The sequence below is a fragment of the Marivirga sp. genome (assembly GCF_024636815.1).
Taxonomy (GTDB): Bacteria; Bacteroidota; Bacteroidia; order Cytophagales; family Cyclobacteriaceae; genus Marivirga.
This window is the reverse complement of sequence record NZ_JAGXGF010000077.1, coordinates 1-9,669: the sequence shown is the minus strand read 5'-3', so window position 1 is coordinate 9,669 and position 9,669 is coordinate 1. Positions and strand designations below refer to the sequence as shown.

Sequence of the window (9,669 nt, the reverse complement as noted above, 5' to 3'; positions counted from 1 at the left end):
GGCGAAAAACTGCCGGACAATTTGATGAGATATTTCGATTATGAGGCTTTTGCCCGTGATCTATTTATCGATGATTTTTGTGCGGTAGAGTTAAACAGTTTTGTGCATGTTTTTTCTAATTATTAAGCCCTTTTAAAGGGCTTATTTTTTAATTTCAACACCGCAGCATCATTTTTGTTGGAATTAAATGAGGAACATATTCATAGAATATGATTTACTACTGCAAGCCTTCTTTTTCACCAAAAACTATATTTTGTTCAATCCAACTTTCAATATCCTTTGCAGACCATGCCAAGGTACTTTCATTGAGCTTGGCTGGCCTTGGAAATTTATCAGACATCCACCAACGCCGAAGTGTCACACGAGAACGCCCGATCATGTTTTCTACATCGGACATAAATAAAACCTTTTGAGAAGCTGGTTGTTTCTCATCATTTGACTGCCTTCTGTCCATACTTTCGTATATTTTATCTAGCCTCGCCACTACTTTTTTTTGAGCATGAATGCTTTTAAGTAGTTCTTTTATCTGACTTGCCTGGGCTTTCATTTGAGTTATCATCTCATCAATCAAATTATTTATTTCTTGGTGCTGACTTTGTATATTTTCATCAAGTGCCAGTCGGTTTTCCAGAAATAATTCTGGATTATTTTTTTTATTCATAATTTATACCTATTTAAAAATAAAATTTTTATTTTTCTATTATGCTCGTGATAACGAGCAAACTAATAGAAGTCAAAAGTTAGTTAAAAGTTAAAAATAATCATGCGTGAGATTTGCGTATTTGGTGCGACCTTTGTAATACATGGCGCATCTAATGAGGATGATGTTGGACTTCGCCTTGATCAACCCAGTCCTTGCTTCATTTTATCAGCTCTTTAATCGATTTCACGACAAGCTCAGGTTTATCAATTTGAATAAAATGCCCACTATCCTTAACTAGAACGTAGGTGGATTTATTTGATGTTTTACTCAGCAACTTTTGAAATTTTCGCCAATCTTTCATCATGGCCAGAGTAAAATACCCAAGCTCGTTTTCGTCTTCGGCTGTTAATATACTTAAAGGCATGTTACCCAAGGGAGCATCAGCTTTTTTAATCATTTCTAATTTTACCATTTTCAAGCTGGGTGTTATCCCCAATGCCTCATAATAAAATGGCTCTGTATTTTTTACATCCTCGCTAGGTGTATACTTTTTAAATCGTTTCCAATTCAATAATTGATATGTGGAAGAATCGACGAGCACTAAGCCTTTAAGCAATTGAGGATTAGTTAAAGCAAAATATTGAGCATATATACCACCATGCGAATGCGCCACGAGAATGTATGGAGGTGGTAAATTCATTTTTTTTAATAACTGCTTTAAGTTGTTAACAACAATAGCAGCAGTTAAAGGAATAGGTTGAGTATATTGCTGACTATGGCCATAACCGGTCCTATCATAAGTTACGACATGAGCAAATTTTGCTACAGATGGTGCTACTTTTTCCCAGACATAATGGGTATTTCCAGAGCCAGAAAGAAAAATTACTACAGGATGATCTTTGTCTGGTTGCTGACCATAGGATTTTACGAACAATAAATGATTATCAACTGCAACGCAAATCCCATCTAAGAAGGCACCATGAAGTTTGCATTTTTTCTTAGATGTACCGGTATACTTATCCGCATTGACAGGAGTGATGCACAATATAAGGATAAGAGCTAATAAAATAGATATGCCTACCCTAGAATTATTTTTCATCATTTTAATATTCATTAAAAAGCCAAATTAATTTGCGGCAGTTTTTACATCCAGACACATTGTTTTTCCAGGTTTTTCGTAACCAAAACCACACGAAAAGACTTGATCATAGACTAAACCTTAAAGTAATACCACATCCACAAAATATGTTCATTTGTAATGCAAGTCTAAACTTTCAAATAAATATTATTATATCCCTTGATGTAATTTATACAAACATCGATCAATATATAGTTATATTCCCAAAATAAAGTGGATTTCAAAAAAGTGAGTTGTGACTTTTCATAAGCATATAGTAATATATGACATGAAATTTGGCTTTTTGATTGTCAAAATATGACCTTTTACTCACACACTGACTTTAAAGCACAATTAAAGTACTCTAAAGGCCCTGAACCTTTAAACTGGTTGTTTTTACCCGGTGGTCCTGGTTTCGGCTCTGAATCACTGGACAACTTGGCAGAGCAATTATCATTACCCGGAAAAAGCTGGTACATGGATTTTCCAAATGATGGCAGTAATCAAATTAGCGCTAACCAGCATTTTGAAGGATGGTCCGACGGCTTAATTGATTTATTAAGTCATTTTGAAAATCCAATTATTGTTGCTCACTCTTTTAGTGGCATGCTTGTATTATCCAATAAGAAGCTAGAGAATTATCTTTACGGTCTTGTGCTATTAAACACCGCTCCCAACAACACATGGCTTCATCAGATTGAAAAACAAGCCAAGCAATATGATTTACCAGATATTTCTGAAATAGCCACGCAATACGAAAAAAATAAAAACAACGATACATTTAAAGCGCTAACTATTGCTTGTGCACCTTATTTTTTTTCACCAGAATCATTAGATAAGGGAATGAAGTTATTAGAAATACTTCCCTATTCTAATGAGTCTTACGATTGGGCAACAACCATGTTTCATCCGCGATTTACTAACGCGTTTATTCCGCAAACGATTCCAACGTTGGTTGTTGGAGGTGAAATTGATCACATCACTCCTTTTGATCTTTTTATGTCAGATGAACGCTGGCAGCGAAGTAACATACAGTTAAAGCTTATTAAAAATGAAGGGCACTTTCCATGGTTAAACAGTGGTGAAAATTTACAAAATATTTTCTATAAATATATCGAGAGTATGAATTTATGCCCCATTTAATTCTTGAATGTAGCGATAAGATCGCTTCGAACATCAACTTTAATTCATTATTTATCCACTTACACCAATATTTGGCTGATAATTTACCAACCCAAATTACCAGCTGCAAAAGTCGAGTCAGAATATATGACAACTATTTTATTGGTGATGAGTTCGAAAAGAATTTATTCATGCATTTAACGTTAAAAATTTTACCCGGGAGATCTGCTAAAATAAAAAACAGGATATGTGAATATATTCATCATCATCTTAAAGGCTTAGTCATGAATAACGACCTTGAAAAAACGTCTATATCTATTGAGCTTCTCGAGTTAAGTGCTTTTTATTTTAAATAACTTATTCGCTAAATTTGAAGTCAGTAACGTGGAAAAGACTATTATTGCATGTATTGAAGTAGATCCAACCTTATGATAAACGAGCGCTCTTCGATGTATTAGTTTCATTTTCCTCTGAAGCCCTTCTTTAATCCCATTAGACTTTCTAAATCGCTAGATACATACAATTTCATTCCGCCACTTATAAAATGTTTTGCCTAGAGCAGCTAACGCTCTAAATGGGTAAATTCAGCTATATTTAGAAACATAGGAATTGCTTTGCGACACCAGTGCTGTTTCATAGCCTTATAGTAATAACTGATTAAGTTATTTTTCACCAAGCTAATAAAATTATTTCCATTTAGTTTCTTAACCCTATATAACCATAGGACTGCTTTAGATTATATTTTATAAGGAAAAGTTAATTCATTTCCAGAAACACATAGCCCGCCAACCCAAGAAATCCCATTACCTACATATGATATCTCAAGTTTACTTGGCCGTCCTAAATTCTCTCCTTGAAAAACGGTTAAACTTCTTTCCAAGCCACATGATAATGCCCCTGCAGCAACTCCTGTTGCTGCATCTTCAGGGCAACCTGTCTTAGGATTAAAGTTTCTTGCATAAAATGTATTTTTAAGAATATTGTCTTTAGCGTATACATATATGCCACTAATTTGATTATCAATGCTCCATTGTTTGATAGCAGCTAAGTCAGGCTTTAGTTGATCTAAATATTTTCTTGTTTTAACTGGAATGAAAAATTTTGGACTGCCCACTGAAGCAATTTCAAACAAAAGCTCAGAATCAAAAATATGTTGTGAATCTTTTGGTACTTGCAAAAAAGTTCTTGCAAGCTTTATAAGATTAAAATCAAGCTGGAGAACCTTATCAACAAAGACCTCGACTAAAAAATGACCTATATCAGTTCTTTTTATGATAAGAGGACTTAAACACTGTTCATTGTAACGTCTATTACAAGTTAACTGATCACTGTTAACGAACACTCCCTGATGATAAAGCCAGTGAGCAGCCGCTATCGTGCCATGTAAACACAAAGGCATTTGAGATTCAGGATAATAATATTCTAACAGCGGGATACTGTTATTCATATTTAAAACAAACGTTGTGACAGGGAAGTTGAGTTTTTTTGCAATGCTCTGTTTTTCAGTTGGACTCAGTGCATCACAATCAACGACGACAGCGGCTGGATTACCACTGTCTTCAATGTTTGTACAAAAACAATTAATTTGAAAAATTCTCACATAATGCCTTTATTCCAGTGAGTATAGAGTATTAAGTAAGCTCTCCTCCCCAGTTCATATTAGACATTTTATCATAGTTTAATGTTGGTTTCTGATCCTTTTTCAACAATACAGCAGCTAATAAAATAGTAGCGATGCCAATAAATCCTATACTTACACTCGAAAAAGGAGAAGAAAGCTCTCTGCTCAAGAAAACAGTTAAACCCGCCCCCAGCCCAACAGCTGTTTCCTTTACAAGAAGAAATTGAGCCTTTGCACCCAGCAGATCCAAATAGCTGGCAAAACACTCAACAAGTGACAATAAGAGTATCCAAAAAAAAGAACCAAGAAAATATTCGGCATAAAAAAAACCAGGACAACTAATAATCAACATTCCAAATATCATGACAAAAATAACTACTTTAAATGGCTTGTAAGTATCAGAGCATCGCTCTACCCAATGAATAATTGGAAGCTGAAAAATAATAACAACAAAACTATTTAATAAAATCATTAAGCCATACCAACTCGGTAATATTCCTTTTTTATCAATTAAGTATTGAGGTAGCACTGAAAAAACACTGAATAATTTTATGCCTACCGCGACTCCAATCAATAACCAAGCAAAAAAATGTCTTTTATTAAACACATGTGGATTACCTAATGACACATTAGCATTGTATTTCACTTCTTTTTTGCTTGTGATATATGCGCCTAAAGCAGTAAATATTAAAACTACTGCACAAGCACCAAAAAATATTTGCTTGGAATTAAAGGTAAATAGCAAAACAAGCCCTGACACAAAACTTCCTAAGTTCAAGGCTATTTTATTGTGCGCCGCACCAGAGGGAGTCTCCGCGGCTTTTGCTTTGATTAAAAAACCAGAAATACTTAATCCAATTCCAACAAGCACTGCTCCCAGAATTAAAAGACCCTCTTTCTGAAAGCAAAATAAACATATTCCTAGAGCTGCTAATACTAAGGCAGTACTCACTGCAAATCTTCCACAAACACGATTTAATAAGGGAGATAGAAGTAAAAAAAATCGATACCCCATTGCTAAAATGATGTTACTTAAAGGAGATAACCATATATTAGCCTTACCCAACAATAAAAAAAGACAGGTTGCTGTTACAAATCTAATTGAAAAAATCATATATTTTTACCTCTAACGCAAGCTTTTGTGTCGTTATATCTAGAAAAGATGATAAGGCGTCATAGTCTTTAGATGTCGCAATAATATACCCAATAAAATCGGAATTATCTTTAATGACAGTTGTAACAGAGTTCTCAGGTTTTTTTGTCCAAACTATTTCGATCAATTCTACCTGCTCAGTAGATAATGTGTTGAGATTTATTTCAGGAATATTTTGTAAAATTCCTTCTTTTACTGCAGTAATCATCCGTAGACCAGCGTAACATTTTTGATTTAATGTATTAAGAAAAGACTCTTGTCTATTATTTTGAGAGGTCCATAACAACCACTCTTTCCATGGTTCAAAGTTTTCATAAGCTAAAGCAGCTAAATCCCAAATCCGCATACCCGCAGGGCGTAAATTAGGCTCTACAGCTTGAACTGATTGACATTTTTCAGAATAAAATACTTCATTGTGACAAGCCCCATGGTTAGAACCTGCTAGTTCGGACATAAATGTACCTGCATTTGTAATAAGACTAGTTTCAACATCTGACAGAGGGGCTGGAACAATTTGCTGAATTTCAGCACGATACTGATTTTGAGTAGTTTTTTTTTCTGTAACCCACGAAAATCCAGCAACATGATCCCAACTATATTCTTCCGAATTACTCACAAGCTCTTCAGCAACAACACCTGAAGAAATGTATTTTCTTACTTCAGACCAAGCATTTTCCAAAGAATGCACATGACTTAAATTCATGCAGCCTCGGCTATTGCCTTCTGACGTGGGCTTTAAAAAAGTTTTTCCATTTAATTGTTTGTGTATGGCGCATAGTTGTTCAAAAGAATCAATTTTTTCAGCGAAAATAGGCTTATAACCACGAGGATACCCTTGGGCGTTTTTCTCTGCTTGTCTATAGGCGTACTTATCTAATGCAGTATTTACTTTATTAACATCAGGGCCCCGCAACCCCAAATGCAAAGCGAGTTTACTACCAAGTTGAGTACCTGGGTCTGAAAAAGGAAGAACAGCAACAACATTAATGGAAATATCTTTAATAGCATTCATTATATTGTCTATATTTTTTTGATCACTATTAAGAGCAACATCTATGACAAAATCAGCAGTATTTTTGTCTTCAACAGTCGGTGATTTTTTACACAAAATGGTTGCTGCATTTAAAGTATTTCTAGCAGTTTCCCTAATTCTCTTAACATCATTTATTCTGGTATTGTTATAACCCAATATCAAAACAGCATTTTGAAGATTCATTTGTAACTCCGTAGGCATTATTTTATTCATAAAAATTTATTTCATTTCTTGGACCTTTACTTCGAAATAGAAGTCTAGGAGTATCAATAAAACATGAGTGTTTTGTATAGTTTCCAATCTCTGATTTATCTATATTCATTTGAGGTCTTCCATGAAGAACCTTATGATTGGCTACAATTAAAAAGGTACCTGTTTCAGGTATTGATTGTTCTTGAGAAAAATTACTTACATTATCTCTCATCATGTCAATTAAATACTGCTCCCCAGGATCAACCGCTTGCATTCTCTCACCAGTATGATTGTCAATTCGAAAATCAAGGAAAAATCTCAATCCATATTTTTCAGAGTACTCCATTATGTTTCTTTCACGCTCCTTAAGAATCGCTACATTTTTTCCTGATAGAAATTTTGCCTTTAAGTGAAGCAACTTGCAAAGATCAATGTCATTAAAATTCTTTACAATATCTCTGGGGAAAATATAGGACGTTGGCGTTTTTGTGATATCTCGGCATATTGTTAATGAGAGATAATCAATATTTAGATTTTCATAAAGATCATCAGAATGTGGTGTTATTGCACCATAACCATTTCCCCAATCTTTATAAAATTCACCCGAGGGCTTCAAAAACAATGCTTTATGTTCTTCATAATCGTACTTTATGTCTGTCAGTTGGAATAAACTAGACAATGATTCATGAACTAACAAAGAAAGCCTATGACAATCTGTTCGAAATATATTTTTAATGCATACAGCAGCTATTTTACTTCTATTTAAACCTAAATTTGAAAAATAATAAGAGTCACTTTCATGTAACGAGTTTATCAATAGATTCATAAACTTAAACTTAAGAACCTGAAAATTATCATTATTTTTTTCTTTAGACCACCAGCACTCAATTTCATCTTGAATATATTGGAAATCTAGTATAATTAATTTCTCCTCAGATATTTCCTTCCTAAGAAATTTAGCAAGTTCCATCTGATTCATTTGGTTTATTTTATTTAAAGTTGGTTGTGCGTCGGTGGTATCCATGCTTCTCCTTATAAATCTATTTGAATAAATTAAAACGCATACTTATTGATTACTTTCATTAACTTTTAATACTTGCTACAAGAAAAATTGTTCAGAAATAAATAATTATCTCTGCAATAAACAGCAATTGACATTTAATTGTCGGACTGCATAATATCGACATTATAATATCGTTTCAATAGTTTTTAAAAAATTTTCGACACCCAAGTGTCATTTCACATTGGACATTTATTTTAATTACCTATAAAATCCTCGTAATTCACCAAGGCTTACAGATTTCCATGTCAGAAAACTTAAAGACAAATTTAAATTTACTAATGAAGGAAGCGCATCTAAATGCAGAGGAGCTGTCGAGAAGGATAGGTCTGCCTGCAAGCACCATAAAAAAAATTCGCAACAATGATGACCCAAACCCAACACTTTCTACACTGACACCTTTGGCTAAATATTTTTCATTAACAATCAGCCAGCTTGTTGGCGATGAACCCTTTTCAGAGTCACGTATATCAGGATCATATAATATCAATCTACATACCTTGAACCATGTTCCATTAATATCCTGGGAAGAAGCAATTAATTGGCCTTTCAAAGACAACAAGGTTCGTCCAACTATCACCACAGAATACGAATACAGCAAAGATGCCTACGCACTCATTGTTGATGAGGATGATTGGGAAAGCCTCTCGAAAGATACAGTCTTGCTTGTAGATCCCAAACTTCAAGTAGAACATCGTGATTTTATTATCGCGCACAGAAGTGGACAAAAAACACCCACACTGAAACAGGTACTTTTTGATGAGGGACAAATGTATTTAAAACCAGTGACACAAAAATATAATATCGCAATATTTACGTCAGAACATAAAATTCTTGGGGTAATAGTAGAATATAAAAAGCAGTTAAGAAAAAATCCACTTGAGCTAATTGATTAGGTAGTCCTTATGAATAATAAACAAGATCTCTCCAATAAAGTAAGTCCTCGTGAAAATTTTTTGATGTCATTAATAAACAAACTAATGAATGAATATAAAGCCTTGCTTTGTTATTTTCATATGAAACCATTCAAGATTGTTGATATTTTAAACTTGTCTCCAATCCCTGGTGAAACAGTATTTACCATACAAATCTCTCATAAAAATATTATATTACAATTATCAGCAGCAGAAATTCTACAAAAAAACTATGATCTTAATGAATTTAGTAATTTTCATGCTGAGATGATCCGTAAAGCAGCTGAAGGAAAGTTGCTTGAGTTTTTAAAATTATCTGAAATTGAACCATTATATAAAATTGTAGGGAAACGTTACGATAAAGAACTGCAACAATATCTTTTTACCATTGAAGACAAAAAAGGCACTCAATTTAAGAAAACCGCAGATGAACTTGCTAATGATAAAAAATTACTAACAAACATTGATATTCAAGATATTTATGATATTAAGTTTACACAAGGTGCCGAATCAATTCTAAAAGAAAAGGCATTATTGTTATTAGCCAAACAAAAAAATGAAAGAAATGGCATGAGATAGAAAATTTATTATAAATACAATGTGTTCAAATCTACAAGCTAGTATCTTAATTTGAAAAACACTTAGAGAAAATATGAAAAAAATTAAGCTTCCTGATATTAAAGATAATTTTATGTGGGATACATGGATGTCTATGTATCATCTATCTATTCTTACTGTTGCTGATGAATTGGCATTATTTGTACACTTAGAAAATAAGAGCCTAAGTCTGATTCAATTAGACCAAGCACTACAG

General features: G+C 33.5%; 11 protein-coding genes and 1 pseudogene. 5 read left to right on the top strand and 7 right to left on the bottom strand.

The window, feature by feature from the left end; translation table 11 throughout:
* The first annotated feature begins 9 nt into the window (after positions 1-9).
* A complete protein-coding gene (locus Q0L29_RS06135) occupies positions 10-126 on the top strand; it encodes a hypothetical protein (protein WP_296619975.1) in 117 nt (38 codons plus the stop codon).
* Between the two features lie 91 nt (positions 127-217).
* Here the strand turns inward: Q0L29_RS06135 and Q0L29_RS06130 are convergent, their stop codons facing one another.
* The gene (locus Q0L29_RS06130) at positions 218-661 is read right to left on the bottom strand and encodes an AlpA family transcriptional regulator (RefSeq protein ID WP_296619974.1); all 444 of its coding nucleotides are present in this window, start codon (positions 659-661) and stop codon (positions 218-220) included.
* 199 nt (positions 662-860) lie between these two features.
* Positions 861-1,757, bottom strand: a complete 897-nt coding sequence (locus Q0L29_RS06125; protein WP_296619972.1) for an alpha/beta hydrolase — start codon at positions 1,755-1,757, stop codon at positions 861-863.
* Positions 1,758-2,078: 321 nt separating this feature from the next.
* On the opposite strand from Q0L29_RS06125, the gene Q0L29_RS06120 reads away from it, so the two are divergent.
* Positions 2,079-2,903 (top strand): alpha/beta hydrolase, encoded by an 825-nt coding sequence (locus tag Q0L29_RS06120; protein ID WP_296619971.1) that lies wholly within the window; start codon positions 2,079-2,081, stop codon positions 2,901-2,903.
* A complete protein-coding gene (locus tag Q0L29_RS17550) occupies positions 2,891-3,238 on the top strand; it encodes a 5-carboxymethyl-2-hydroxymuconate Delta-isomerase (protein WP_367275755.1) in 348 nt (115 codons plus the stop codon). Before Q0L29_RS06120 ends, Q0L29_RS17550 begins: the two co-directional genes overlap by 13 nt.
* Here the strand turns inward: Q0L29_RS17550 and Q0L29_RS06115 are convergent.
* From Q0L29_RS06115 to Q0L29_RS06095, 5 genes and pseudogenes are all read right to left on the bottom strand, one after another.
* Positions 3,215-3,460, bottom strand: a pseudogene (locus Q0L29_RS06115) (transposase); the annotation flags it as partial. The gene Q0L29_RS17550 and the pseudogene Q0L29_RS06115 overlap by 24 nt on opposite strands.
* Before the next feature lie 158 nt (positions 3,461-3,618).
* Positions 3,619-4,482, bottom strand: a complete 864-nt coding sequence (locus Q0L29_RS06110) for a PhzF family phenazine biosynthesis protein (protein ID WP_296619969.1) — start codon at positions 4,480-4,482, stop codon at positions 3,619-3,621.
* Positions 4,483-4,513: 31 nt separating this feature from the next.
* On the bottom strand, positions 4,514-5,617 hold the full coding sequence (locus Q0L29_RS06105; protein WP_296619968.1) for a hypothetical protein: 1,104 nt from the start codon (positions 5,615-5,617) through the stop codon (positions 4,514-4,516).
* Positions 5,601-6,902, bottom strand: coding sequence for a hypothetical protein (locus Q0L29_RS06100; protein ID WP_296619966.1), 1,302 nt, complete (start codon positions 6,900-6,902; stop codon positions 5,601-5,603). Before Q0L29_RS06100 ends, Q0L29_RS06105 begins: the two co-directional genes overlap by 17 nt.
* Positions 6,895-7,905, bottom strand: coding sequence for a hypothetical protein (locus tag Q0L29_RS06095; protein WP_296619965.1), 1,011 nt, complete (start codon positions 7,903-7,905; stop codon positions 6,895-6,897). The genes Q0L29_RS06100 and Q0L29_RS06095 overlap by 8 nt, the downstream gene beginning before the upstream one ends.
* 281 nt (positions 7,906-8,186) lie before the next feature.
* Here Q0L29_RS06095 and Q0L29_RS06090 point away from each other — a divergent pair, with 281 nt between their 5' ends.
* Both Q0L29_RS06090 and Q0L29_RS06085 read left to right on the top strand, forming a co-directional pair.
* Complete coding sequence (locus Q0L29_RS06090; RefSeq protein ID WP_296619963.1) at positions 8,187-8,837, top strand: helix-turn-helix domain-containing protein; 651 nt, start codon at positions 8,187-8,189, stop codon at positions 8,835-8,837.
* A gap of 9 nt (positions 8,838-8,846) precedes the next feature.
* The gene (locus tag Q0L29_RS06085; protein WP_296619962.1) at positions 8,847-9,434 is read left to right on the top strand and encodes a hypothetical protein; all 588 of its coding nucleotides are present in this window, start codon (positions 8,847-8,849) and stop codon (positions 9,432-9,434) included.
* Positions 9,435-9,669: the final 235 nt, after the last annotated feature.